This is a genomic window from Pseudomonas sp. M47T1 (assembly GCF_000263855.1).
Classification (GTDB): Bacteria; Pseudomonadota; Gammaproteobacteria; order Pseudomonadales; family Pseudomonadaceae; genus Aquipseudomonas.
On sequence record NZ_AJWX01000002.1, the window covers coordinates 182160 to 205477 of the forward strand.

Sequence of the window (23318 nt, forward strand, 5' to 3'; positions counted from 1 at the left end):
GTCAGTGCGCCTCTTGAGCACCGGTGAAGGGGTTGACGCCGGTGGCGGCGATGGCCGCCCATGCCGTGGCGCCCAGGTGTGGCAGGTGGTAATAGAAAAAGTCGTTGGTGGTGGAGGTGGGGCCGATGGCCAGCCCCGTACTTATTTGTGCCTGCGGCGTGGCAAACAACCAGCCGTCCCCCGCTTGTTGTGCCACCAGCACGGCCCACAGGGGTTGCGCCTGCTGCGGCGCGCCGCTGAGTTGCGCCACGGCCGCGGCCTGGGCCGTGCCTTCGGTCCACAGGCCAACGGGGGCGCGGTTGAAGCCATAGCCGTCGGCAAAGCGGTGGGCGTGATCGATGAACGTCAGGCTGCGTTGCCAGTCGGCCGGGCGGCCGGGCAGGGCAATCAGTGGCCAGATCTGCGCATCCAGGCCGGATTTTTCTCGTTCCTGGGTATGGCCGTCGGGCAAGGTACCGATCAGGAACCTCCCCTGGGCGGCGTCCCATTGGCTGTTCACGAAGCGCCGGGCGATCTGTGCCTGGCTGGCAGCGTCGGCGTCGGCGTGCAAGCGGTCCAGCGCCCCCCAGGCGGCAGCCAGGTCGACATTGTGTTCGGTAGACTTCCAGCCCTGGCGCTGGGGCGTGGGCGGGTAGCCGTAAAAGCCGCCGATGAAACCTGGTGGGGTCTGGCTGTCGTAGGTATTGGCCTGGGTCCAGGCCAGAATTCTGCGCGCGGCTTGCAGGTAGTTGTCGTCCTGGCTTTGCCGGTAGGCTTCCAGCAACGCCAATACGGCCCAGGCCTGATTGCCGGTGGCGCTGCCCACCTGGTAGGCATCCTGGTTCCAGGCGCCACGCTCGCTGCTCCAGTAGCCGGGCAAGGCGATGGCGCCATGCTTCACGGGCCCGGCGGCGTAGGCATTGCGCACGCGTGCGTCGTTGTAGTCCGGATCGTGGCCGCTGGCATAGGCCAGGGCATCGGCTATCTGCCGAGCCGCGGCGGCATTGCCGCAGCCGAACAGGGCAATGCTGGCCAGGGCGTTATCGTAGGTGAAAGCCACCCCGCGCAACGCCAGGATGGCCGGTGGCTGGCCATTGAGCGGCGGGTAACTGGCCAGCAGTACCGGCCCGCTGCCCAAGGCCTGCACGGCCTGGCCCAAGGCCGCGCAGGTCATCTGGGCCAAGTGCGGGCGTGCCTCGTCGGCGCTGGCCTGGGCCATCCACAACACGGCCACGAACAACAGCGCCCTCATCGCGACACCGAGGCGGTTACCCAGTTGCCGGGGTTGCAGGTCAGCGCCCGCTCGTTGTCGGGCAGGTCGCTGTCAAAGGCACCCACCACGTACACCGAATTCTGTTCGGCGTAGGGGAAGGGCACGCTGTAACTGCTGGCCTGGATGTCGGTAGGGCTGGAGAGCATTTGCACCACTTTGGCCTTGAGCGGTTGGTCCAGCCCGCGAATCGACACCTGCAATTCGGTGTCACGGGTAATCTTGCTGGCCATGCGCTCGGGGAACACGGCGATCACGTAGCTCTGGCTGCAATTGGTGGCGCGCAACAAGGTGGCGCCTGCACGCACCAGGGTGCCCTGTGGGGCCACCAGTTCTTGCACGGTGCCGGGCGAATAGGCCACCACTTCGTAAGCAGCCATCATCTTCACGCGGTTCTGCTCGGTCTCGATCAACTGGTTGAGGTTATCCAGTTCCTGCTGCTGGGTGGCGCGGTTCTTTGCCTGGTTGGCCAGGCTCAGTTGCAAGGTGGTCATTTGCGCACTGAGGTCGAACATGCGCAGTTGGTCCGGGTCCAGGTACACCTGGTCCTTGGCGGCGGACAGGTCACCGCTGTTGATGCGCAGGCGCGAACGCACCGACTCGGCAGCGCCTTGCAGCGACGCCAATTGCGCCCGCGAACTGGCCACCACCGCTTCGCTCACGGCCCCCTGGTAGTACAGGTCTTGGTTGCGCTGCACGGTTTCCTGGGCATCGGCGAGGCGTGCACTGGCGGCGCTGCTCTCCGCTTTCAGGGCTTTTTGCGCGTACAACTGTCGAGTCTGATAGGCGCTCTGGTACTGCTGGCTGGTTTTCTCCAGGGCATCGAAATACTGCTGATCGTGCTCGGCCTGGCTGGCCAGCGATGACAATTGCTGCTCCAGGGTAAGGCGCCGGGTTTGCAGGGTCAGCAGGGTTTCCTGGTTGGCGCGGGGGTTTTCGATGGTGGCAATGTCCTGCCCGGTATTGAAGGTGCTGCCGGGCTGGATACTCAGGGTACGCACCACACCATCAATGGGCGTGGTCAGCAGAATCACCGGGGCATTGAGGATGGCGCGGGTCGCCGACGAGGACATCAACGGCATGAACAAGGTGGAAAACAATAGCCAGATAATGAACGACAGCACGCCAAACCCCACCAGGCGTGGCAACAGCGATAGCGAGAAACGCCTTGCTTGGGCTTCGGCCATTTTCCAGCACTCCCGAATCGTGCGGTTGCAGATAGTCGGCAGTCAGGCGCGCAGCGCCCGATACTGCACCGGCTCACGACAGTACGAAGGCAATACAGCAAAAAGGCACAGCAATATGTCCGGAATAGTCGATGTAAGGCGCGGGCATTGATCCCGTCTTGTTGGAGGGCGAACCTGAGGGGCTCAACGGCGGTTCACTGAGGCATGAAGCTATGACTGAAGTCGTTTGCTGTCAATGACCTGCGAGGCGTGAATAGTTGGCGCTGGGAAATTGGCAGAGGGTGGCTGGCTGATCAGCGGACAGGGCCGGAACGGAACTTTTTTGAGCTGATTGTTTTTAAGAGACTTTTTTTGTATCCCATTTCCAGTTAGACGCATTTTTAATTATCGTGCGAATGGAAGTACGTCAAAAATAATATATGTACAATGGCTGGCACTGTTGAAAAGCCTGCAGTTCGTGCAAGCCTTACCGAGCGTCAACAGTGCCTACAGATCCGCACGCTCCTTGCGCAGCGCTGCAATCGTACGGTTGATGTAATCCGCATTGCGGTCCAGGGTTTCCAAGGCGCTGCGTACGTTTTCGGCGATGTCCTCGGCCTCCCAGCGCACCTCTACCCACAAGGCCAGCTCTTCGACCGCAGCGGCAATGGCCAGCTGGTTTTCATACAGCTTGTCCAACAAGGTCGGTTGTAGCAACGAGTCTGTCATGCCGGGCTCCTTTCGCTCGCGCAGCGCTATGGTCATTAACGGTACTGACCCACGGCCATTTCAATCGTTCTGTGTTTTTTCGACGCGAGTGAATATTTGTTGGGTGAAACGGGCCGCCTATAGTGGGTATTAATGACAAGGAACTAGTGGCCTGTCTCCGAAATAAGCTGTTCACTGTTGACGGCGTCTGTCGTTGCCAGGCGGCGTGGCGACTCCTTGCCATAGCCCTGCGAGGGCTCGTTGCCGCGCCTTGCCTGGGAACAACAGCCACTCGTCAAAAGAGAACGTATTTCGAAGACAGGACACTAGGTGTTTGTGCTCGTTGGTATTCCGTTTTATAAATAGCAGGCTATCTATATCTCCCAGTCTGTGCCTGACAATAATGACGACTGCCGACGAAATTCTTGCTGGTCACCCGTCCCCTGCCAGCGACCAGTCGCTGCGCCGCCGCTCACTGCTGGCGGCCTGCAGTGCGCACGCCGTGCACGATGGCCTCACCGACCTTATTTATGTGCTGTTGCCGATCTGGCAAGCGCAGTTCGGCTTGAGCCTCACTCAGGTCGGGCTGCTGCGTGGCGCCTACTCCGGGACCATGGCCGGCATACAGCTGCTTGCTAGCCGCGCGGCGCGGCGTTGGGGCCGGGAACGCTTGCTGGTGGGCGGCACCGCGCTGGCCGGCATTGCCTATTTATGTGTTGGCCAGGCAAGCGGCCTGGGGGTGTTGCTGCTGGCGCTGATGCTCGGCGGCCTGGGGGCAAGCACCCAGCACCCCCTGGCGTCCTCGCTGGTGACCGACACCCATGAGGCGGGTGGCGGGGTGAAGCAGGCCCTGTCGCAGTACAACTTCGCCGGCGATATTGGCAAAACCCTGATCCCGGGGTTGGTGGGCCTGTTGCTGACGGTCATCAGTTGGCGGGTCAGTGCCACCCTGATGGGGCTGCTCGGCTTGCTGGCAGCCGCTTTGCTGTGGTGGCTGGTGCCATCGCGCGGCATCGTTGGCGCGCAGGCCGCAAGGAAAACCGCGCTGGCCATGGGGCAGGGTTCGGCACTGGGCCTGCGTGCCTTACTGCTGACCGGTACCCTGGACAGCGCGGTACGCATGGGCTTCCTGACCTTTCTGCCGTTCTTGCTGCAAGCCAAGGGCGCCGGCACCGCCGGCATCGGTCTGGCGCTGATGCTGCTGTTCATCGGCGGGGCCTTTGGCAAACTGCTGTGCGGCTACCTGGGCGCGCGCATCGGCATGATGAAAACCGTGTGGCTCACGGAGACCAGCACTTCGTTGCTGATTGTGCTGGCGTTGTTCCTGCCCCAGTGGGGCCTGATGGCCATGCTGCCGCTGCTGGGCTTAGCGCTGAACGGCACGTCCTCGGTGCTGTATGGCGCCGTACCGGAATTGGCCGCCCCGGACCGCCGCGAGCAGGCGTTTGCGTTGTTCTACACCGGCACCATCGGGGCCGGGGCGCTGGCGCCGGTGCTGTTCGGACGGCTGGGGGATGTGACGGGAATTACCCTGGCGTTGATGGTAGTGGCGGGGGTGTTGTTGCTGACGTTGCCGTTGGCGTGGGTGGTGGAGCGGGAGGGGAGGGGGCCAGTGTCGGTTTGAGCTGCCCGCAGACGGTGGCCATCTCGTAGCGGCTGCACCAGGTTCAGGCCTTCGAGCGCACCCAACCCGGACTGCCTTTGGGCATCGGGCATATTCGCACGCAATTGCAAGATTATGTCCGCCATGGCACCGTCACCTTGTTCACTGCGCTGGATTATCTTCAGGGACGCTTGATCAGTTCCATCGAGCGCCAACACCGGCATCAGGAATGGCTGGAGTTTCTCAAGAAGAAGATCAATCGAGAAACGCCCAAGCCTCTTCAGCTGCAGGTGATCGTCGACAACTACGCCACGCACAAGCATCCAAAAAGTGAAGGCATGGCTTGAGACGCACAAACGCTTCCACATGCATTTCACCCCGACCTCCAGTTCGTGGATGAACATGGTTGAGCGCTTCTTTCGCGACATCACGGTGTACCTGCGTGACGGCAGTTTCAGTTCGGTTCGCGAAGTGGAAAGCGCGATCACCACGTTCTTGGCACTGCGAAATGCGCAGCCGACTCGCTACGTCTGGAACGTCAGGGGGGAAGATATTCTGAACAAGGGGGAAGCGTCGCCGTGGGGCGAGCGTGGGGCAATAAAAGGTTGGAAATTGGAACCAGAAAAGGCTGGAGCGGGTGAAGGGAATCGAACCCTCGTTATCAGCTTGGGAAGCTGGAGTAATGCCATTATACGACACCCGCTGAACGCGGTTCACTTTTTACCAGAAGTCGCCCGTCAATTGAAGCGCTAATTGCGCCCCAGGCGCATTTGCCGGCCGGCCGCCACGGTTGTTCATCTTCTCGGCCCCGTTGGGTGGCGTTGATGTGCACGCGTGGCAGTCGGCTGGCCGGTGTTCAGATAGCCAGTGCATGGTGGCCGTCGAACGGACGATAGCGCAGGCGATTCTCCTGGGCATTGGGCTTGAGAAAGTCCATCAGCGCCAGGCGGGTGTCACGGCAGGCGGCCTTGTGCTCCATGTCCAGGAAATGCCCGGTGCTCTGGATGGTGCTGAACTCGGTACGTGCCACATGGTTGGCGAAGTGCCGGGCTTCGTGGGCCGTGGTGTATTCGTCCCACTCACCGTTCATGAACAGCACGGGCACGCTGATCCTGCTAGCGGCATGCAGGGCGTTGCCCAGGTCGTGCTGCAGGACTTCGCTGATGTGAAAGTGCATCTGCGCGTATTCGTGGTCGTCCAGGCTGCTGACATGGCGGTAGTTGAACCGCTTGAACAGCGACGGCAGGTGCTTGCCGATGGTGTCATTGACCAGGTGGCCGACCTTGTGGCGGTCGCAACGGCCCAGGTAGTGGGCGCCGCGCTCCAGGTAGTCGCGCATGGAGTCGTTGAGCACTGGCGAGAACGAGCTGATCACCGCCTTCTCGATCCGCTTGGGCTGATGGGCCAGGGCCAGTAGCGCGCAGGCGCCACCCCACGAGAACGACATCACATGCTCGGCGTTGAAGTGGTCGATCAGCTCGACCAGGATCAGGCCTTCCTCTTCCTTGGTCAGCGAACGCTGGTGCAGGTTGTGAGGCTTGGACTTGCCGGCATAGGGCTGGTCGTACAGCACTACGTTGAATTGCGGATGAAGATTTCTCACGGTCTGTGCAAAAGACGCCGTGGTAGCCAACGACCCATTAACCAGAATGATGGTTTTTTCCGCACCATCCGCGCGATAGAACTCCGTGTAAACCCGATACTGACCCTGTATATCCAGCACAGCGATTTCTGGCCTCATGTCGTAAGACTCCTGGCAAAAAAAACGGGTACTCGCGCAATCGACTCTGCACGTTATTTGTGACAGGTAGGCAATAGCCTTGGAATTTTTTGCCCATGTCGATCCGAACAAGCTGGTCGACGGGTATTGTTATAGGCGGGCGATCTGTTGGACTCGGGCCGTGTGAGGCACCCGATGGCCGACAAAAAGGTTTCTTAGAATGTGGTGGTGACTGTCGAGTCACATGTGGACCGACGATTGGATTCAAGCAGGCATGTGACGTCTGCGCAAGTACCGTTTGAGCATTGTCACGGGGGTTTCTGCCCGGCGGTCCAACCGCTAGATTTGCTGAATCTCTTCAGCCGTCAGTGGTCGGTACTGCCCTGGCGACAGCTCTGGATCAAGGGTCAGCGGACCCATTTGCTCACGATGCAGCCGTAACACCTTGTTTTGAAAGTGACCGAACATGCGCTTGACCTGGTGGTAGCGGCCTTCGACGATGGTCAGCCGCGCGCTGCGCGCTCCCAGCAATTGCAGTGTAGCGGGCTGAGTGGTGAGATCTTCGAATGAAAAATAAATACCGCGGGCGAAGGTCTCGATGTACTGCTCATTGATTTCCTGTTCGGTTTCCACGTAATAGACCTTGCCCAGTTTGGTCTGTGGTTGCGTGAGCCGACGCGACCACTGGCCATCGTTGGTGATCACCATCAGCCCCGAGGTGTTGTAGTCCAGCCGCCCGGCCAGGTGCAGGTCGTGCTTGTCGGGTTCATCCAGCAGGTCGAGCACCGTCGGGTGCTGCGGGTCCACGGTGGCGCTGACGCAGCCCATGGGCTTGTGCAGCATGAAGTAGCGGGCAGGGCGGCCCACCTGCAGCACCTGATCGTCGAGCAGTACCTGGCTGAACTCACGCACTTCGACGTGCGGGTCGCCCACGGCCACGCCGTCCACGCGCACGCGGCGTTCCACCAGCAACAGGCGCACTTGCTTGCGGTTGAACTGGGGCAGGTTGCTCAGGAATCGGTCGAGGCGCATGCGAATTCGTCAGGTGGCAACTGGTCCAGCACTTGGGCGCAGCGCGGGCACAGGCAGGCCTTGTTGCGCAGGACGGCGGGCAGGGCCGCCAGCACGCTGGCGTCGATGTTCACGCCATAGCACCAGCAGGGCTGGGTGGCAGTGCGCGGGTCGGCCAGGCTGCAGGTGTTGGACGCGCCGCAGGCCGGGCACAGGCTGACATCATTCATAGTGGGACTGGGGCAACTCGCTGCGCACGCAATTGCGTCCGCTCTGTTTGGCGCGATATAGCGCATGGTCGGCGCGGTTGAGCAGGCTGTGCAGGCTGTCGTTGGCCTGCAGGCCGGTGACGCCGACGCTGGTGGTGATTTTCAGCGATTTGCCGGCGTAGGGAAAGGTGTATTCCTCGGCGTGCCGACGAATCTTCTCGGCGATCTGCAGGGCATCGCCGCCCGGGGTGTTGCGCAACAGTACGATGAACTCTTCCCCGCCCCAGCGGCACAGAATGTCGGACTGGCGCAGGCTGTCGCGCAGCACCTGGGCGAAGCCCTTGAGCACTTCGTCGCCCGCCAGGTGGCCATGACTGTCGTTGAGTTGCTTGAAGTGGTCCAGGTCCAGCAGCAAGGCCGCCAACGGTTGGGGATCGCGCTCGGCTTCGCTGATGGCCTGGCTGGCCAGCAGGTCGAAGCCGCGGCGGTTGGGCAGGTCGGTCAGCATGTCGCGGGTGGCCAGCCGTTCCAGGCGCAACTGGTAGCGGTTGACCACGCGCTTGAGCAGCCCCAGAACCAGAGCAGTCACCAACAGGCAGATCAACAGGTTCAGGTACAGCGACTGGCGGATGTCGCCCAGCGCATTGTCTTCGCGCTTGTCGACGAACAGGTACCAGTCCAGCTCCGGAATGAAGCGTACGTTCAGGTAATGCTTCTTGCCTTGGGCTGCATATTCGTAGCTGCCGGTGGCGGGCTTGGGCATGCGCGCCAACAGGTCGTGCAGGTCCGCCAGTGCGTTCAGTTGCTGGCCACTGTGGGCGCCAAGCGGGCCGCCCTGGGCGCCGGTGAGCACCACGCGCCCGTCACGGTCGACAAAGTATACGTCACGCTGGTAGCGCTGCTCGTAGTCTTCGATCAGCTTGACCACGGCGTTCACGGTCAGGCCCACGCCGGCGGCGCCGATGAAGCGGTCCTGGTAGTCGAACACTTTGTAGTTGATGAAGATGGTCAGGGCATCGTGGTTGGCCATGTCCACGTCGACGTTGATCTCGTAGGGCGTCTGCATGTCGCGCACGCGGAAGTACCAGGCGTCGCGAGGCTCCTGCGCCTTGACCTTTTTGAGCACGCCCTTGGCCTGGTAGTAGGTCAGGCTGGCGTCGGAGACGAAAAAGGCCGTGTAGGCGCCGTAGTGGCTCATGACCTCTTGCAGGTAGCGGGTCATCTGCTGTGGGTCGCGCTCGCCGGCCATGACCCAGTCACGCATGAAGGTGTCGCGTGACATCATCGATGAGATGAGCACCGGGCGGACCAGGTCTTTCTGGATTTCCGAGTACACGGTGTCGCTGGTGAGGGGCAGTTCGGTGTTGACGATGTTGTCGCGAATGGAACTGCGCGAAGCGTAGTAGCTCAGCAGCGAGGTGAGCACGAAGCCGCTGGCCAGCAGCAGTACCAGCGTCAGGATAAGCGAGCGCTGTGACAACGAAGTAAAGCGGGGCGGCATAGCAAATCCATTGGCTGGTGACCGGTGCGTCATTCTAGGGTAGAGGAGGGCGCTGCGGGGCCAGGGGCGGTAAAGAAATTGCGCGCATGGATAAGAGTGTTTCGATCTTGTCGCAAATTATTTCAGGGGTGGCACTGAGTCGGGTTTCCGCGGTCTGAATCTATGCCGATCGCTATATTTTGCTCGGCGCCGACCAGCGTCGCTGGTTCGAGCTGTCCAGCGGTCCGGGAGGCCGCCATGAAACCAAGACTTTTGCTGATAGTGTTGCTAGGTCTGCTGATCTCCGCGTGTGCACCTTACGAGGGGCCTGCCTACTACCGAACGGATGTGTACGCCGGGGGCGCCTATCCTTATGGCTATTACCCCTATGGCCCCGCGTACTACAACTCCGGTTATTACATTCGGTCGCCGCGCTACTACGCGCCGCCGCCTCATTACTACCGTCCTCCACCCGGCGGCGGTTACCGGCCAGGCGGGCCGGGCTGGAACGGTCATCGCCCACCGCCGCCGCCGCCGGGGCGCGGCCCGGGTGGCCCAGGCCGGGGCAACTGGCAGGGGCACGGCGACCATGACAACCATGGTGGCCCTGGCCACGGCGGGTTTGGCGGCGGCCGCCGCTAAGGCAGCCAGTAAGGCCAACCTGTAGCCGCTCAGTAATTGGACAGATCGGCCAGCGGGTGACGCCCCTCCCAAGCCTTGCTGAAGTGCGCCTCCACCACGGCCTGCGGAATAGCGGCTATGTCGGGCCAGTGCCAGCGGGGTTTCTGGTCCTTGTCGATCAGTCGCGCCCGCACGCCCTCGCTGAACTCCGGATGACGGCAGCAGTTGAGGCTGAGGGTGTATTCCATCTGGAACACCTGCGCCAGTGACAGGTGCCGGGCGCGCACTATCTGTTCCCAGACCAGTTGCGCGGTCAACGGGCAACCTTCCGCCAGGGTATGCGCGGCCTTGGCCAGCAGCGCGTCGTCGCTATGGCGCTGATGCACCAGGGCACGCCAGGCCGCGGCCACGTCGCTGACGTCCAGCAGGCTGTCGATCTGCCGACGGCGCGGCAGCCATTGGGCTTCGGGCATTTCACCCACGGCTTCCTGCTGCAAGGCCTTGAGCAGGCTGTTGAGCTGCACGGCAGTCTGCTCCTGCCAATTGAGTTGCAGCAGCCCTTCGATCAGGGCCGGCTGCTGGTGGTCGTGCAGGAAACGGTCGGCCAGGCCCAGGTCCAGGGCGTCACGGCCGTTGATGTGCGAGCCGGTCAGCCCCAGGAACAAACCCAGCTTGCCCGGCAGGCGCGACAGGAACCAGCTGGCGCCCACGTCGGGGAACAGCCCGATGCTGATCTCGGGCATGGCCAGGCGGCTGCTGGGGGTGACGATACGGACGTTGGCCCCCTGCAACAGGCCCAGGCCGCCGCCCAGCACGTAACCGTGGCCCCAACAGATCAAGGGCTTGGGAAAGGTGTGCAGGCGGTAGTCCAGGCGGTATTCGCCAGCGAAGAAGTGCGATGCCAGTGGCGGCACTTCGCCGGGGTGGGCCCGGCAGGCCTGCACCAGGCTGCGCACGTCGCCGCCGGCACAGAACGCCTTGGCGCCATTGCCGCGCAACAATACGCAGACGATCTGGTCGTCCTGTTCCCAGCGCTCCAGCTGGTCGTTGAGGGCCTCGACCATGGGCAGCGACAACGCGTTGAGGGATTTTTCGGCGTCCAGGGTGGCAACGCCAATGCGGGCGCCATCGACACCGACAAGCTCTTCGAATTGCAGATTCATCCTGACCTCTTGAGTAACGCGAGTTGGGCAGTAGATCAGACAGTATGGCCCGCCGTCGGCATCACGTCAGTCTTCGGCTACATGGATTGACAATCGTGGCGTGCTTTCCTAGTGTCCGCCCCATTGTTTTTCGGGCAACGCCAAATGACCTCCGACGACCGCATCAAACTCGAACCCAGCTGGAAGCACGCCTTGCGTGACGAATTCGACCAGCCCTACATGACTCAACTGCGCGAGTTCCTGCGCCAGGAGCATGCGGCCGGCAAGGAGATCTACCCCCCGGGGCCAATGATTTTCAACGCCCTCAACCTTACGCCGCTGAACCAGGTAAAAGTGGTGATCCTCGGCCAGGACCCCTACCACGGCCCGGGTCAGGCGCACGGCCTATGTTTCTCGGTACAGCCGGGCATCGCCACGCCGCCTTCGCTGGTCAATATCTACAAGGAGCTCAAGCGCGACCTGAACATCGACATCGCGCCCCATGGCTGCCTGCAGCACTGGGCCGAGCAGGGCGTGCTGCTGCTCAACACCACCATGACGGTGGAGCGCGCCAATGCGGCGTCCCATGCCAAGAAAGGCTGGGAGTCGTTCACCGATCGCGTCATTCAGACCGTCAGTGAGCAACAGACCAGCGTCGTGTTCCTGCTGTGGGGTGCCCATGCGCAGGGCAAGCAGAAGCTGATCGACAGCACCAAGCACCTGGTGTTGACCTCGGTACACCCATCACCGCTGTCGGCCTACCGTGGTTTTATCGGCAACGGGCATTTCAGCCGAACCAACAAGTTCTTGCAGCAGAGCGGGCTGGCACCGATCGACTGGCAGTTGCCACCGGTCTGATCCACACCACGATCCTGTGGGAGCTGGCTTGCCAGCACCCACAGGTGCCCCATCGTCAGGCAGCGGCCAGGGCAACGCGCCGGCGCCACAGGCGCACCAGCGGCCACACCAGCATAATCGCCGTCAGCGCCCACACCCCCAGGGTGATGGGGCTGGCCCACAGAATGCCCAGCGCACCGTCGGATATCGACAGCGCCCGGCGCAGGTTCTGCTCCATCAACCCGCCCAGAATGAACCCCAGCAACACCGGTGACAGCGGGAAGTCCAGCTTGCGCAGGATGTAGCCGAAGATGCCGATACCCACCATGAGGAACAGGTCGAAGGTGGTGGCATGCACGGCGTACACGCCAATCCCGGTGATGATGGCGATCACCGGCACCAGCGCCCAGTTGGGCACCGACAGGATGCGGGTGAAAAGCCGGATCATCGGGATGTTGAGCACCACCAGCATGATGTTGGCGATGAACAGCGAGGCAATCAGCCCCCAGACGATGTCCGGTTGTTGCTGGAACAGCAGCGGCCCCGGGGTGATGTTGTACAGCGACAGGGCGCCGATCATCACCGCCGTGGTACCCGAGCCGGGCACGCCCAGGGTCAGCATGGGCACCAGGGCGCCGCAGGCCGAGGCGCCGATGGCAGTTTCCGGGGCGGCCAGGCCGCGCTTGTCACCATTGCCAAAGGTGCCGCTGGCGCCGGCCATGCGCTTCTCGGTCATGTAGGCTACGGCGCTGGCCAGGGTGGCGCCGGCGCCTGGCAGCACGCCCATGATGAAGCCCAGCACGCCGCAGCGCAGGTTCACTGCAAACACCGCGGCGGCCTCCTTGACGTTGAACATCATGCGCCCGGTGGCCTTCACTGCTTCCTGGCCGCGGTGGGTCTTTTCCAGTAACAGCAGGATTTCGCTGATGGAAAACAGGCCCAGCACCAGCACCACGAACTGGATGCCATCGGCCAGGTGCACATTGTCGCCGGTGAAGCGGTACACGCCGCTGTTGGCGTCGATGCCGACGCAGGACAGGAACAGCCCGATCAACGCGGCAATGAACGTCTTCAATGGCCGGTTGCCGGCCATGCCGCCCAGGCAGACGATGGCGAACACCATCAGCACGAAATACTCGGCCGGGCCGAAGGCGATGGCCCATTTGGCCAGCAGCGGGGCAAACAGCACCATGCCGCAGGTGGCAATGAAGGCGCCAATGAACGAGCTCCAGGCCGACAGCGACAACGCCACCCCGGCCAGGCCCTGGCGAGCCATGGGGTAGCCGTCCAGGGTGGTCATCACCGTGGAGGCTTCACCAGGAATGTTGAGCAGGATCGAGCTGATGCGGCCGCCGTACTCACAGCCCAGGTACACCGCCGCCAGCAGGATCAGCGCCGATTCGGGCGGCAGGCCAAGGGCAAAGGCGATGGGAATCAACAGCGCCACGCCATTGATAGGCCCCAGGCCTGGCAGCAGGCCAACCACAGTGCCGATCAGGGTGCCGCATAACGCGGTCACGAGGTTGTAGGGGCTCAAGGCCACGCCGAAGCCTTGGCCCAGGTAGCTGAAAGTGTCCATGTCAGTTCTCCAGGAACGCGAGCAGGCCCAGGGGCAGCGGTACATCCATGGCCCTGTCGAACAGCAGGTACAGGCCAATGCTGAGCAGGCTGATGATCACCGCGCCGGGCAACCAGCGGCCACCGTACAGGCGGGCCATGGGGATGCCGGCAAGCATGCTGGCCAGCACAAAGCCCAAGGATTCGAAGGTGCCGGCAAACACCAGCAGCAACGCCACGCAGGCAGCGATCTTGCCCAGGGTGGCGCGGTCCAGCGGTGGCTCTTCGTCACTGTGGGCGATGGCGGTGGGGTGGATGCTCAGGTACAGCAGGGCCGCAGCCATCAGGCCCAGCATTAGCAGGGGGAAGGCCCGCGGGCCTACCGGTTCGTAGGAAAAAGCGGCCTGGTAGGGCCAGGCCATCGCGGCCAGTGCGGCGCACGCCAGCAGCAGGGCGATGGCAAAGAGACGTTGCAGGGCCATGGGAGGTCTCCTAGGTGAAGGGCTTCACTGAACCAGGCCGAATTCCTTGGCCAGGGTTTTGTAGTCGGTGACCTGTTTCTTCACGTAGGTGTCCAGTTCCGGGCCGGTCATGGCGAACGGAAACAGCGAGCGCTGGGCGCGCAGGGTAGCGAAGTCGTCGGACGCGAGCATGTTGTCGAACGCCGCTTTCCACCAGTCGTAGTCGGCGTCGCTGACCTTGGGCCCCAGGTAGAAGCCGCGTACCACGGGCCAGACGATGTCGTAGCCCTGTTCGCGCGCGGTGGGGATGTCTTTCATGTGCGGGTCGTCAATGCGCTTGTCGGCGAACACCGCCAGCATGCGCATGTCACCACTCAGAATATGTGGCATTGAGTCGGAAATGTCGGTGCTGCCGACCTGGATGTGGCCGCCCAGCAACGCGGTGGCAATTTCACCGCCGCCTTCCAGTGCCACGTAGCGCAGTTCACGCGGGTTGATGCCGGCCGCCTTGGCGATCAGCGCGGTCTGCATCCAGTCCTGGCTGCCCACGGTGCCGCTGGCGCCGATCACCACCTTGCTGGGGTCCTTCTTCAAGGCCTGCACCAGGTCGTCGAGGTTTTTGTACGGCGAATCGTTTTTGACGGCGATGGCGCCGTAGCTGGTGCCCACGGCGGCCAGCCAGCGCACGGCGTGCTCATCGAAACGGCCGAACTTGCCTTGCGCCAGGTTCAACAGCGAGCCGCTTGACCAGGCCACCAGCGAGCCGCCGTCAGCCGGGCGTTGCGCAACCACAGCGTTGTAGGCCACCGCGCCGACGCCGCCGGGCATGTAGGTGACACGCATGGGTTTGCTGAGGATCTTTTCGCTCACCAGAGCGCTTTGCACCAGCTTGCAGGTCAGGTCGAAACCGCCGCCGGGGGAGGCCGGAGCGATGCATTCGGGGCGTTTGGGTTCAGCGGCCAGGGCATTGAATGGTAGTGCCAGGTAACTGGCGGCCAGTGCCAGGGCCAGAACAGACAGGCGAGCCTGCGCGCGGTTCAATAGCATGGGGAAACTCCGTTTTTTTGTTCTTGTTTTAGTGAAAACGCATCGTGGCGTTTTTCACGGCAACGCCCTGCAATGGAGTTGCCGTGGGGTGATGATAAGGGAGCAACCTTTCGCTAACCTTTCAGGCGAAAATTGCCTGTGGCAGCCCTTCACAGGCGCGGGCCGGGGCGTACACTGCCGCACTGTCGCTGCCGGCAGGCTGCGCGGGCCGTCGCCCACGCTGAAGCTCTGCAGTGTACCAAAGGGCCAGCGCAGCCTACGGCAGCGGTTACCAGCCATCTACAACACGAGATTGATCCCCATGCGCATACTCCTCGCCGAAGACCACCTGCCCCTGGCAGAAAGCGTCGCCCAGGCCCTGAAGAACACCGGGCTGACGGTGGACGTACTGCAGGACGGCGTGGCCGCCGACCTGGCGCTGGCCAGCGAGGACTACGCGTTGGTAATTCTCGACGTGGGCTTGCCGCGCATGGACGGCTTCGAGGTGCTGGCGCGCCTGCGTGGGCGCGGCAAGAACCTGCCGGTGTTGATGCTCACCGCCCGCAGCGAGGTCAAGGACCGGGTGCACGGGCTGAACCTGGGCGCCGATGACTACCTGGCCAAGCCGTTCGAGTTGAGCGAACTGGAAGCGCGGGTCAAGGCCCTGCTGCGCCGCAGCGTGCTGGGTGGCGAGCGTCAGCAGCGGTGCGGTGCACTGGTCTACGACCTGGACACCCGGCGGTTCACCCTGGCCGATGAGTTACTGGCGCTGACCAGCCGCGAGCAGGCCGTGCTCGAAGCGCTGATCGCCCGGCCGGGGCGGGTCATGAGCAAGGAGCAGGTAGCCGCCCAGGTGTTTGGCCTGGACGAGGAGGCCAGTGCCGACGCCATCGAAATCTACGTGCACCGCTTGCGCAAGAAACTCGACGGTCAGGCCGTGGCCATCGTTACCTTCCGCGGCCTGGGCTACCTGCTCGAGAGCCGCGATGCTTAAGGTTCAGAGCCTGCGCTGGCGCCTGTTGTGCAACCTGGCCGTGTTGTTGGTGGTGCTGATGTTGGCCAGCGGCCTCAGCGCCTACTGGAACGGCCGCGAGGCTGCCGACACCGCCTATGACCGCACCTTGCTGGCCTCGGCGCGCAGCATTGCCGCGGGCCTGTCGCAGCGCGACGGCAGCCTGAGTGCCGATGTGCCTTACGTGGCGCTGGACACCTTTGCCTATGACAGCGCCGGGCGCATCTACTACCAAGTCAACGACATTCACCAGAAGCTGATATCCGGCTATGAAAACCTGCCGGCGCCCCCGGCAGGCACGCCGCGCACTGACGACTACCCGGCCCTGGCACGTTTCTACAATGGCCGCTACCTGGGCCAGGACGTGCGGGTGGTAAGCCTGTTGAAAGCGGTCAGCGAGCCAGACATGAATGGCATGGCCGAGATTCGCGTGGCCGAGACCGAGGAGGCGCGCATCCGCATGGCCCGCGGGCTGATGGCCGATACCTTGCTGCGGCTGGGCATGCTCGGCCTGGGCGCGCTACTGCTGGTGTGGTTCGCCGTCAGCGCCGCGCTGCGCCCGCTGGCGCGCTTGCGCGGCGAAGTGGAGGCGCGTCAGCCAGACGACCTGCGGCCCTTGCCGGTGGTCAGTGTACAGCGCGAACTGGTGCCACTGGTGCTGTCGCTAAACCATTTTACCGAGCGCCTTCGCGGCCAGTTCGAGCGCCAGGCTCAGTTCATTGCCGACGCGGCCCATGAGTTGCGCACCCCGCTCGCGGCGCTCAAGGCGCGTATCGCCCTCGGCCTGCGTGCCGATCAGGGCGAAGTGTGGCGCCAGGCGCTGGAGGCAGCGGGTGAGGACGCCGACCGCCTGACGCACCTGGCCAATCAACTGCTGTCCATGGCACGGGTGGAGAATGGTGCGCGGGCCATCGCCGAAGGGGGCGCGCAGCGCCTGGACCTGAGCCAGCTGGCGCGGGACCTGGGGATGGCCATGGCGCCGCTGGCCCACGCCCGTGGCGTAGCACTGGCGCTGGAGGCGGACGAGCCGGTGTGGCTGCGCGGCGAACCGACGCTGCTCAACGAACTGCTCAGCAACCTGCTGGACAATGCCCTGGCGCATACCGCGCCTGGCGGTAACGTCATCATGCGGGTTGGCGCCCCGGCGGTGCTGGAAGTGGAAGATGACGGCCCGGGCATCCCGGCCGACGAACGCGAGCGGGTGTTCGAGCGTTTCTACCGCCGCAGCGCCAAGGGCGCCGGGCTGGGGTTGGCGATTGTCGGCGAGATTTGCAAGGCGCACCTGGCGCACATCAGCCTGCATGACGGTGCGCACACGGGGCTCAAAGTGCGGGTCAGCTTCGTCGCCGATTAGCGGAACATCCCAAGCGCCACACTGAGGTCCACTTCCGCCAGGGGCAATTCCTCGCCCAGGTTCAAGTGGCGATAGGCGGGCAGGCCGGGCAGCCGGTGAAAGTCGCGCTGGCGCACCAGGCGGGCGATCTGGACGATGTCGGCGTAGTCGATCTGTGCGGTGTGGCGAGTCAGGTCCAGGTAGTGGCCGGGCACCTTCGCCAAGGGCTCGGCGAACTCCCAGGCCTCCAGGATTCTGACGCCCAGCAGTGGCTGGATGCGCTCGATCACGTGGTTCAGGCACACCGGGTCTGACAGCAGTTCGTTGTGGTCTTGGGCATAGGTGAGTATCGGTAAGATACCGATCTGGTGCACCAACCCCGCCAATGCCGCCTGGTCCGGTTTGAGCGAGGTGTGGCGGCGGCACAGCTCGTAGCTGACACCGGCCACTTCCAGGCTCTGGCACCACACCTCCAGCAACTTGGCCTGCACCACCGGGGAGCGGGCATGGAAGATCTGCTCGATCACCAGGCCGATGGCCAGGTTACTGCTGTAGTTGATGCCCAGGCGGTTGATGGCTGCGCTCAGGTCGGTGACTTCCTGGGTGGCGCGCAGCATGGGGCTGTTGACCACCTTGATCAGCCGTGCAGCCAGCGCCGGGTCGCGGCTGATGACCTTGCCCAGTGCGCCGACGCTGATGTCGACGTCTTCGGCGGCCTCGCGAATGCGCAGGGCAACTTCGGGAAGTGTTGGCAGAACCAGGTCATCATTGTCGATGGCCGCCAGCAAATGCACTTGTACCGTTTCGGCAAGTTCGCTCATATCGACTTCCTGGAACGCTTGTCGCGGTGGGCGCCTGCTGCCGACAGAGGTGTCGGCAGAAGGGCGAAGGCATCATGCCTAGCGTTGGATCTCGCGGTCGCGATCCAGTTCATAGGGCAGGTCGAGCACGCTCAGGCGCGGGCCTTCGAGACTCCCCAGGTGCAGTTGGCCTTCTTCCACGGCGTCAGCCTGCAGCACGGCCAGCAGTTCGATACCGTGATCGGCGCGAGCGGCCAGCGCCACTTCGCCGACGGCGCTGTTGTGCGTAGGCGAAAACAGCGGCGTACCGGGCGCGGGCAGTTGTTCATCGGCCAGCGACAGGCGGTACAGACGACGCTTGAGCTTGCCCAGGTACTGCATGCGCGCCACGATTTCCTGGCCGGTGTAGCAACCTTTCTTGAAGCTGACACCGCCCACGGCTTGCAGGTTGAGCATCTGCGGGATGAAGGTTTCGCGGGTTTCGGGCATCACCTGGGCGATGCCGGCGCGCACCTGGCCCAGCAGCCAGTCATTCAGTTGGGCCTGGGGCAGGTGCTGTGCAAGCTGTTGCTGAACGCCTTCGGCCTGCTCGGCAGGTACCCACAGCTCGGCGCGCCCGGCCGAGACCCGCACGGCAATCAGCGTCTCATGGCGCACCGCCGTGTTGCTTTCGGAACCCAGCTGCAGGCCCAGCGCAGCCAGGGCCGCCTCGCCATTGGTCATGCCGAAACGCACCCAGGCGGCGCTCTCGTCGGTCAGTTTGGACTTGGAAAACACCGCGTATTTTTTCAGGTCGGCCAGTTGCGGCTCGATCAGTTCGCAGGCCATGGCCAGCAGCATGCCGTCGCCTTGCAGCAGGATGCGGAAGCTCGACTGCATGCGGCCCTTCTGGGTGCAGCGTGCGCCCAGGCTGGCGTAATGCTCGGTGAGGTAGTTGATGTTGCAGGTCAACTGACCCTGCAGGAACTTGCCGGCATCAGAGCCGCGGACGGCCAGAACACCTTCGTGGGACAGCACGCAGAAAAAAGCGGAATCGGCCATGGGACATCGCAAAGGCAAAAGACTGGGCACCATCATAGAACAAGCTACAAGCTACAAGCTACAAGCTACAAGCTACAAGCTAGAGCGGAGGAACTTGCAGCTTGCACCTTGTAGCTTGCGGCTACGTTAGTCCAAGTGCCGCGCGGCGCCAGCCCCTGTATACTGCCCGCCTATTTGAGGAGCGCTCCATGGTCGAAGATATTGAACTCAACCGGCTCTACTGGCATAGCCGTCGTGGCATGCTGGAGCTGGACGTCTTGCTGGTGCCTTTCGTCAAGGAGGTGTACCCCGGCCTCAACGGCGTGGACCGCGAATGCTACCGCCGCCTGCTGGAATGCGAAGACCAGGATATGTTCGGCTGGTTCATGGAGCGTGCCGAATCCGAGGACCCGGAGCTGCAGCGCATGGTCCGCATGATCCTGGACCGTGTCCAGCCCAAGTAGCACCTTCCAGTGTCGCTGGCGCGCCTCCCGGCGGTTGCTGGCGGCCTATCTGGCTGCACAGGGCCTGGCGCTGGTCAGCCTGTTGCTGCTGGACGCGCCGTTCATCTGGCGCTGCCTGGGCGTGCTGATGTGCCTGGCCCATGGGGCCTGGCACCTGCCCCGATCCATTCTGCTCAACCACCCCCACGCCTGGCAGGCACTGCGCCGCGACGCCAGCGGCTGGGCGCTGTGGAATCGGGCCGGAGGCTGGCAGGCCGTGCAACTGCGGCCCGACAGCCTGGCATTGCCGGGGCTTGTGGTGGTGCGTTTTCGCCTGCCGGGCCAGTGGTGGTCGCGCAGCCTGTGCCTGCCGGGCGACACGCAAGGCGCCGATGACCATCGGCGCCTGCGTACGCGGCTCAAGTTCAGTCGTCGTAGGTGGGCGGCACCAGAATAGTGTCCAGCGCCTCGGGCAGCATGTCCGGGTAATCCAGCGTGTAGTGCAGGCCGCGGCTTTCCTTGCGTTGCATGGCCGAGCGGATCATCAATTCCGCCACCTGGGCCAGGTTGCGCAGCTCGATCAGGTCGCGGCTGACTTTGTAGTTGCTGTAGAACTCGTCGATCTCGTCCAGCAACAGGCGTACCCGGTGCTCGGCCCGTTGCAGGCGCTTGGTGGTACGCACGATGCCCACGTAGTCCCACATGAAGCGCCGCAGCTCATCCCAGTTGTGGGCGATGATCACGTCTTCGTCCGAGTCGGTCACCTGGCTGGCGTCCCAGTGCGGCAGCAGCTCGGGCAGGGCGGTGTGCGGCAAGTGGTCGACGATGTGGGCGGCGGCGGAGCGGCCATAGACGAAGCATTCCAGCAGCGAGTTGCTGGCCATGCGGTTGGCGCCGTGCAGGCCGGTGAAGGTGGTTTCGCCGATGGCGTACAGGCCGGGCACGTCGGTGCAGCCGTGCTGATCGATCATCACGCCGCCGCAGGTGTAGTGCGCCGCGGGCACCACCGGAATGGCCTGGCGGGTAATGTCGATGCCGAAGCTCAAGCAGCGTTCGTACACGGTCGGGAAGTGGCTGGTGATGAACTCGGCCGGTTTGTGGCTGATATCCAGGTACACGCAGTCCACGCCCAGGCGCTTCATTTCGTGGTCGATGGCGCGGGCCACTATATCGCGCGGCGCCAGTTCGGCGCGAGGGTCAAAGCGCGGCATGAAGCGTTCGCCGTTGGGCAGCTTGAGCAAGGCGCCTTCGCCGCGCAGGGCTTCGGTTACCAGGAAACTCTTGGCCTGGGGGTGGTACAGGCAGGTGGGGTGGAACTGGTTGAATTCCAGGTTCGCCACCCGGCAACCGGCGCGCCAGGCCATGGCGATGCCGTCGCCACAGGCGCCATCGGGGTTGCTGGTGTACAGGTAGACCTTGGCCGCGCCACCGGTGGCCAGGATGGTGAAGCGCGCACCAAAGGTGTCCACTTCCCCGGTGCTGCGGTCCAGCACGTAGGCGCCCAGGCAGCGATCGCCATCCAGACCCAGGCGTCGTTCGGTGATCAGGTCCACCGCCACGCGCTGTTCCAGCAGGTCGATGTTGGGGCGCAGTCGGGCCTGGGCCAGCAAGGTCTTGAAGATGGCGGCGCCGGTGGCGTCGGCGGCATGGATGATACGCCGGTGGCTATGGCCGCCTTCGCGCGTCAGGTGGAATTCGAAACTGTTTTCGTCGTGGGCCGGGTCATCGTCGCGGGTGAACGGCACGCCCTGGTCGATCAGCCACTGGATGGCCTCGCGGCTGTGCTCCACAGTGAAACGCACGGCGTCTTCGTGGCACAAGCCGCCGCCCGCGTTGAGGGTGTCCTCCACGTGGGACTGCACCGTGTCGGTGTCATCCAGCACGGCTGCGACGCCGCCCTGGGCCCAGAAGGTCGAGCCGTTGGACAAATCGCCCTTGCTCAGCACAGCAATGCGCAAATGGCCGGGCAGGGTCAGGGCCAGGCTCAAGCCTGCGGCACCGCTGCCAATCACTAGAACGTCGTGTTGATACTGCTGGCTCATGTCTGTGTGTCCGCGGGGGCGACTATTGTTTTCGGCGCAGTCTCCTCCATGCGGCCGGTGCTGTGCAATCCTCACTTGGTAGCACACCCAAAATCCAAAGCCGAACAGACAAGGCGGCCCGCCCACGTTGGCACCAACCGGTATCTGTGGGGAGCCCTGCCGAACTCTCCTGTGGCTACTAGTATATAAAGGGTCCCAGCGGCACAATAGCGACGCCTTCATGGCGTTGTGGAACTATACCGTTGGTCGGGCTATCAGATACATGGACTGACGGACGGAAGGAATGCGCCTGATCGACCGGTCTTGAGCCTGTTTCATGGCTGAAACACCGGCGCTCAACGCATGAACTCGCAACGTCCTCGGGCGATCCCTGCAAATACCGGGAACTTTATGCAATACCCCGGTATCCATAGACGGTCGCCCATGAGAAGGGAAACGGCGTCGGCTTTATGTGGGGCTGAGGTCGCTGGCCACTGCAAGCGGATTCGACGACAAGATTATTGACGCAGCCGGCCATGACCGCGCTGCGGTTTTCGTGCAGGTCAAATTATGGCTCGCAGGAAACTTGCTTGGAGGGGAGAACTTTTGCGAAAAGCCCGAGTCTATGTTTGCAAGCCTGAACGATGGCTTAAGCAATGCTCCTCCAGGTACAACGAGGAGTATTCATGCTAACCCAGGAAGAGGATCAGCAACTGGTCGAGCGTGTTCAACGCGGCGACCGGCGAGCTTTCGATCTGTTGGTGCTGAAGTATCAGCACAAGATTCTCGGGTTGATCGTGCGATTCGTGCACGACACCCATGAAGCCCAGGATGTGGCGCAAGAAGCCTTTATCAAGGCGTATCGGGCGCTTGGAAATTTTCGCGGAGACAGTGCCTTTTACACCTGGCTGTACCGCATCGCCATCAACACGGCGAAAAACTACTTGGTGTCCCGCGGTCGCAGGCCACCCGATAGTGATGTGAGTTCCGAGGATGCCGAGTTCTACGACGGCGATCATGGCCTCAAGGATCTGGAGTCTCCGGAGCGCTCCCTGTTACGCGATGAGATCGAGGGCACCGTCCACCGGACCATCCAGCAACTGCCAGAAGATTTGCGTACGGCGTTAACTTTACGTGAATTCGATGGTCTGAGTTACGAGGACATTGCCAGCGTCATGCAGTGTCCGGTTGGTACCGTGCGATCCCGGATTTTCCGCGCTCGGGAGGCCATAGATAAAGCCCTGCAGCCTTTGTTGCAGGAAACCTGAGACAGCGGCGACAGCCAAGAGAGGAACCGCCATGAGTCGTGAAGCTTTGCAGGAATCGCTGTCCGCGGTGATGGATAACGAAGCGGACGAACTGGAATTACGCCGGGTCATCAATGCCCTGGAAGATCCTGAAACACGTGCCACCTGGAATCGCTACCAGATTGCGCGTGCTGTCATGCACAAGGACTTGCTTGACCCACGCCTGGACCTGGCAACGGCCGTTTCGGCTGCCATTGCCGACGAGATCGCCCCCATCAAGGCGTCCCGTGGCCCATGGCGCAGCATTGGCCGTCTGGCCGTGGCTGCCTCGGTAACCGTCGCGGTGCTGGCAGGTGTGCGCCTGTACAACCAGGACGAAATCGCCGGCAACCAACTGGCCCAGCAGCAACCGGCTACCCAGCAGGCGCCTTCGGTGCCGCAGGTTCAAGGCCCGGCCGTGCTGGCAGGCTACACTGAAAGTGCCGACCAGAGCACCGGCCCCATGGCCAACGGCGTTCTGCAAGGTCAGGCTGGCATGCATGACCAGCGTCTGCCCGGCTACCTGCGCCAACACGCCCAGGAAGCTGCGTTGAAAGGGACTGAAAGCGCGTTGCCTTACGCACGTGCCGCGAGTCTTGAAAACCGCTAAGGA

23 protein-coding genes, 1 tRNA gene and 1 pseudogene are annotated in these 23318 nt (G+C 63.1%); 10 read left to right on the forward strand and 15 right to left on the reverse strand.

What is annotated here, in order from left to right; translation table 11 throughout:
- Position 1 precedes the first annotated feature (1 nt).
- From PMM47T1_RS02760 to PMM47T1_RS02770, 3 genes are all read right to left on the reverse strand, one after another.
- Positions 2-1231, reverse strand: coding sequence for a hypothetical protein (locus tag PMM47T1_RS02760; protein ID WP_043300638.1), 1230 nt, complete (start codon positions 1229-1231; stop codon positions 2-4).
- Complete coding sequence (locus tag PMM47T1_RS02765; RefSeq protein ID WP_008365588.1) at positions 1228-2436, reverse strand: HlyD family secretion protein; 1209 nt, start codon at positions 2434-2436, stop codon at positions 1228-1230. Before PMM47T1_RS02765 ends, PMM47T1_RS02760 begins: the two co-directional genes overlap by 4 nt.
- A 486-nt stretch (positions 2437-2922) precedes the next feature.
- Positions 2923-3144: a hypothetical protein gene (locus PMM47T1_RS02770; protein ID WP_008365590.1), complete on the reverse strand. Its 222-nt coding sequence runs from the start codon at positions 3142-3144 to the stop codon at positions 2923-2925.
- A 382-nt stretch (positions 3145-3526) separates the two neighbouring features.
- Between PMM47T1_RS02770 and PMM47T1_RS02775 the strand changes: the two genes are divergently transcribed.
- Positions 3527-4747, forward strand: coding sequence for an MFS transporter (locus PMM47T1_RS02775; RefSeq protein WP_008365592.1), 1221 nt, complete (start codon positions 3527-3529; stop codon positions 4745-4747).
- Positions 4748-4785: 38 nt separating this feature from the next.
- Positions 4786-5290, forward strand: a pseudogene (locus PMM47T1_RS28810) (IS630 family transposase); the annotation flags it as partial.
- Between the two features lie 65 nt (positions 5291-5355).
- Here the strand turns inward: PMM47T1_RS28810 and PMM47T1_RS02785 are convergent.
- The 5 genes from PMM47T1_RS02785 to PMM47T1_RS02805 form a co-directional block, all read right to left on the reverse strand.
- A tRNA-Gly gene (locus PMM47T1_RS02785) sits at positions 5356-5429 on the reverse strand.
- Positions 5430-5582: 153 nt separating this feature from the next.
- Positions 5583-6467 carry an alpha/beta fold hydrolase gene (locus tag PMM47T1_RS02790; RefSeq protein WP_008365594.1) on the reverse strand — a complete coding sequence of 295 codons (885 nt, stop codon included), beginning with the start codon at positions 6465-6467 and terminating at the stop codon, positions 5583-5585.
- 318 nt (positions 6468-6785) lie between these two features.
- Complete coding sequence (locus tag PMM47T1_RS02795; RefSeq protein ID WP_008365596.1) at positions 6786-7478, reverse strand: pseudouridine synthase; 693 nt, start codon at positions 7476-7478, stop codon at positions 6786-6788.
- Positions 7457-7687: a cysteine-rich CWC family protein gene (locus PMM47T1_RS02800; protein ID WP_008365598.1), complete on the reverse strand. Its 231-nt coding sequence runs from the start codon at positions 7685-7687 to the stop codon at positions 7457-7459. Before PMM47T1_RS02800 ends, PMM47T1_RS02795 begins: the two co-directional genes overlap by 22 nt.
- Positions 7680-9167 (reverse strand): sensor domain-containing diguanylate cyclase, encoded by a 1488-nt coding sequence (locus PMM47T1_RS02805; RefSeq protein ID WP_008365600.1) that lies wholly within the window; start codon positions 9165-9167, stop codon positions 7680-7682. The genes PMM47T1_RS02800 and PMM47T1_RS02805 overlap by 8 nt, the downstream gene beginning before the upstream one ends.
- Before the next feature lie 237 nt (positions 9168-9404).
- Between PMM47T1_RS02805 and PMM47T1_RS02810 the strand changes: the two genes are divergently transcribed.
- On the forward strand, positions 9405-9788 hold the full coding sequence (locus PMM47T1_RS02810; RefSeq protein ID WP_081492605.1) for a hypothetical protein: 384 nt from the start codon (positions 9405-9407) through the stop codon (positions 9786-9788).
- Between the two features lie 29 nt (positions 9789-9817).
- On the opposite strand, the gene PMM47T1_RS02815 is transcribed toward PMM47T1_RS02810, so the two are convergent.
- Positions 9818-10930, reverse strand: coding sequence for an enoyl-CoA hydratase/isomerase family protein (locus PMM47T1_RS02815; protein ID WP_008365603.1), 1113 nt, complete (start codon positions 10928-10930; stop codon positions 9818-9820).
- A gap of 144 nt (positions 10931-11074) precedes the next feature.
- Between PMM47T1_RS02815 and ung the strand changes: the two genes are divergently transcribed.
- Positions 11075-11767 (forward strand): uracil-DNA glycosylase, encoded by a 693-nt coding sequence (gene ung / locus PMM47T1_RS02820; protein WP_008365605.1) that lies wholly within the window; start codon positions 11075-11077, stop codon positions 11765-11767.
- A 55-nt stretch (positions 11768-11822) separates the two neighbouring features.
- Here ung and PMM47T1_RS02825 read toward each other — a convergent pair whose 3' ends face one another.
- The 3 genes from PMM47T1_RS02825 to PMM47T1_RS02835 are packed head-to-tail and all read right to left on the reverse strand — an operon-like array spanning position 11823 to position 14811.
- The gene (locus PMM47T1_RS02825) at positions 11823-13325 is read right to left on the reverse strand and encodes a tripartite tricarboxylate transporter permease (protein ID WP_008365608.1); all 1503 of its coding nucleotides are present in this window, start codon (positions 13323-13325) and stop codon (positions 11823-11825) included.
- A 1-nt stretch (position 13326) separates the two neighbouring features.
- Positions 13327-13785: a tripartite tricarboxylate transporter TctB family protein gene (locus tag PMM47T1_RS02830; protein WP_008365610.1), complete on the reverse strand. Its 459-nt coding sequence runs from the start codon at positions 13783-13785 to the stop codon at positions 13327-13329.
- 24 nt (positions 13786-13809) lie between these two features.
- Positions 13810-14811: a Bug family tripartite tricarboxylate transporter substrate binding protein gene (locus tag PMM47T1_RS02835; RefSeq protein WP_008365611.1), complete on the reverse strand. Its 1002-nt coding sequence runs from the start codon at positions 14809-14811 to the stop codon at positions 13810-13812.
- Between the two features lie 301 nt (positions 14812-15112).
- Here PMM47T1_RS02835 and PMM47T1_RS02840 point away from each other — a divergent pair, with 301 nt between their 5' ends.
- Together PMM47T1_RS02840 and PMM47T1_RS02845 are read left to right on the forward strand one after the other, a co-directional pair.
- Positions 15113-15784 (forward strand): response regulator, encoded by a 672-nt coding sequence (locus PMM47T1_RS02840; protein ID WP_008365613.1) that lies wholly within the window; start codon positions 15113-15115, stop codon positions 15782-15784.
- Positions 15777-17156 carry a sensor histidine kinase gene (locus PMM47T1_RS02845; protein WP_008365615.1) on the forward strand — a complete coding sequence of 460 codons (1380 nt, stop codon included), beginning with the start codon at positions 15777-15779 and terminating at the stop codon, positions 17154-17156. Before PMM47T1_RS02840 ends, PMM47T1_RS02845 begins: the two co-directional genes overlap by 8 nt.
- Here PMM47T1_RS02845 and PMM47T1_RS02850 read toward each other — a convergent pair.
- A complete protein-coding gene (locus tag PMM47T1_RS02850; RefSeq protein ID WP_008365616.1) occupies positions 17153-17956 on the reverse strand; it encodes an HDOD domain-containing protein in 804 nt (267 codons plus the stop codon). The two genes, PMM47T1_RS02845 and PMM47T1_RS02850, sit on opposite strands and share 4 nt — an antisense overlap.
- A gap of 78 nt (positions 17957-18034) precedes the next feature.
- A complete protein-coding gene (gene ygfZ / locus PMM47T1_RS02855) occupies positions 18035-18976 on the reverse strand; it encodes a CAF17-like 4Fe-4S cluster assembly/insertion protein YgfZ (protein WP_008365617.1) in 942 nt (313 codons plus the stop codon).
- A 188-nt stretch (positions 18977-19164) separates the two neighbouring features.
- Between ygfZ and PMM47T1_RS02860 the strand changes: the two genes are divergently transcribed.
- Entirely contained in the window at positions 19165-19419 is a 255-nt protein-coding gene (locus tag PMM47T1_RS02860) for an FAD assembly factor SdhE (protein ID WP_008365619.1), read from the forward strand.
- Positions 19403-19855: a protein YgfX gene (locus PMM47T1_RS02865; protein ID WP_043300640.1), complete on the forward strand. Its 453-nt coding sequence runs from the start codon at positions 19403-19405 to the stop codon at positions 19853-19855. The genes PMM47T1_RS02860 and PMM47T1_RS02865 overlap by 17 nt, the downstream gene beginning before the upstream one ends.
- Here the strand turns inward: PMM47T1_RS02865 and nadB are convergent.
- Positions 19824-21440 (reverse strand): L-aspartate oxidase, encoded by a 1617-nt coding sequence (nadB, locus tag PMM47T1_RS02870; RefSeq protein WP_008365621.1) that lies wholly within the window; start codon positions 21438-21440, stop codon positions 19824-19826. The two genes, PMM47T1_RS02865 and nadB, sit on opposite strands and share 32 nt — an antisense overlap.
- Positions 21441-22105: 665 nt before the next feature.
- On the opposite strand from nadB, the gene rpoE reads away from it, so the two are divergent.
- Together rpoE and PMM47T1_RS02880 are read left to right on the forward strand one after the other, a co-directional pair.
- Entirely contained in the window at positions 22106-22687 is a 582-nt protein-coding gene (gene rpoE / locus PMM47T1_RS02875; RefSeq protein WP_003252049.1) for an RNA polymerase sigma factor RpoE, read from the forward strand.
- Between the two features lie 31 nt (positions 22688-22718).
- The gene (locus tag PMM47T1_RS02880) at positions 22719-23315 is read left to right on the forward strand and encodes a sigma-E factor negative regulatory protein (RefSeq protein WP_008365622.1); all 597 of its coding nucleotides are present in this window, start codon (positions 22719-22721) and stop codon (positions 23313-23315) included.
- Positions 23316-23318 lie beyond the last annotated feature (3 nt).

Excerpts from the sequence above, each read along its gene's own strand:
- PMM47T1_RS02850 (WP_008365616.1), bottom strand. The coding sequence starts at position 17,956 with ATGAGCGAACTTGCCGAAACGGTACAAGTGCATTTGCTGGCGGCCATC.
- PMM47T1_RS02880 (WP_008365622.1), top strand. The coding sequence starts at position 22,719 with ATGAGTCGTGAAGCTTTGCAGGAATCGCTGTCCGCGGTGATGGATAAC.
- PMM47T1_RS02800 (WP_008365598.1), bottom strand. The coding sequence starts at position 7,687 with ATGAATGATGTCAGCCTGTGCCCGGCCTGCGGCGCGTCCAACACCTGC.
- PMM47T1_RS02765 (WP_008365588.1), bottom strand. The coding sequence starts at position 2,436 with ATGGCCGAAGCCCAAGCAAGGCGTTTCTCGCTATCGCTGTTGCCACGC.
- PMM47T1_RS02835 (WP_008365611.1), bottom strand. The coding sequence starts at position 14,811 with ATGCTATTGAACCGCGCGCAGGCTCGCCTGTCTGTTCTGGCCCTGGCA.
- PMM47T1_RS02860 (WP_008365619.1), top strand. The coding sequence starts at position 19,165 with ATGGTCGAAGATATTGAACTCAACCGGCTCTACTGGCATAGCCGTCGT.
- PMM47T1_RS02845 (WP_008365615.1), top strand. The coding sequence starts at position 15,777 with ATGCTTAAGGTTCAGAGCCTGCGCTGGCGCCTGTTGTGCAACCTGGCC.
- PMM47T1_RS02790 (WP_008365594.1), bottom strand. The coding sequence starts at position 6,467 with ATGAGGCCAGAAATCGCTGTGCTGGATATACAGGGTCAGTATCGGGTT.
- PMM47T1_RS02760 (WP_043300638.1), bottom strand. The coding sequence starts at position 1,231 with ATGAGGGCGCTGTTGTTCGTGGCCGTGTTGTGGATGGCCCAGGCCAGC.
- PMM47T1_RS02810 (WP_081492605.1), top strand. The coding sequence starts at position 9,405 with ATGAAACCAAGACTTTTGCTGATAGTGTTGCTAGGTCTGCTGATCTCC.
- PMM47T1_RS02840 (WP_008365613.1), top strand. The coding sequence starts at position 15,113 with ATGCGCATACTCCTCGCCGAAGACCACCTGCCCCTGGCAGAAAGCGTC.
- PMM47T1_RS02830 (WP_008365610.1), bottom strand. The coding sequence starts at position 13,785 with ATGGCCCTGCAACGTCTCTTTGCCATCGCCCTGCTGCTGGCGTGCGCC.
- PMM47T1_RS02815 (WP_008365603.1), bottom strand. The coding sequence starts at position 10,930 with ATGAATCTGCAATTCGAAGAGCTTGTCGGTGTCGATGGCGCCCGCATT.
- ygfZ (WP_008365617.1), bottom strand. The coding sequence starts at position 18,976 with ATGGCCGATTCCGCTTTTTTCTGCGTGCTGTCCCACGAAGGTGTTCTG.
- PMM47T1_RS02795 (WP_008365596.1), bottom strand. The coding sequence starts at position 7,478 with ATGCGCCTCGACCGATTCCTGAGCAACCTGCCCCAGTTCAACCGCAAG.
- PMM47T1_RS02770 (WP_008365590.1), bottom strand. The coding sequence starts at position 3,144 with ATGACAGACTCGTTGCTACAACCGACCTTGTTGGACAAGCTGTATGAA.
- PMM47T1_RS02805 (WP_008365600.1), bottom strand. The coding sequence starts at position 9,167 with ATGCCGCCCCGCTTTACTTCGTTGTCACAGCGCTCGCTTATCCTGACG.
- rpoE (WP_003252049.1), top strand. The coding sequence starts at position 22,106 with ATGCTAACCCAGGAAGAGGATCAGCAACTGGTCGAGCGTGTTCAACGC.
- PMM47T1_RS02825 (WP_008365608.1), bottom strand. The coding sequence starts at position 13,325 with ATGGACACTTTCAGCTACCTGGGCCAAGGCTTCGGCGTGGCCTTGAGC.
- nadB (WP_008365621.1), bottom strand. The coding sequence starts at position 21,440 with ATGAGCCAGCAGTATCAACACGACGTTCTAGTGATTGGCAGCGGTGCC.
- ung (WP_008365605.1), top strand. The coding sequence starts at position 11,075 with ATGACCTCCGACGACCGCATCAAACTCGAACCCAGCTGGAAGCACGCC.
- PMM47T1_RS02775 (WP_008365592.1), top strand. The coding sequence starts at position 3,527 with ATGACGACTGCCGACGAAATTCTTGCTGGTCACCCGTCCCCTGCCAGC.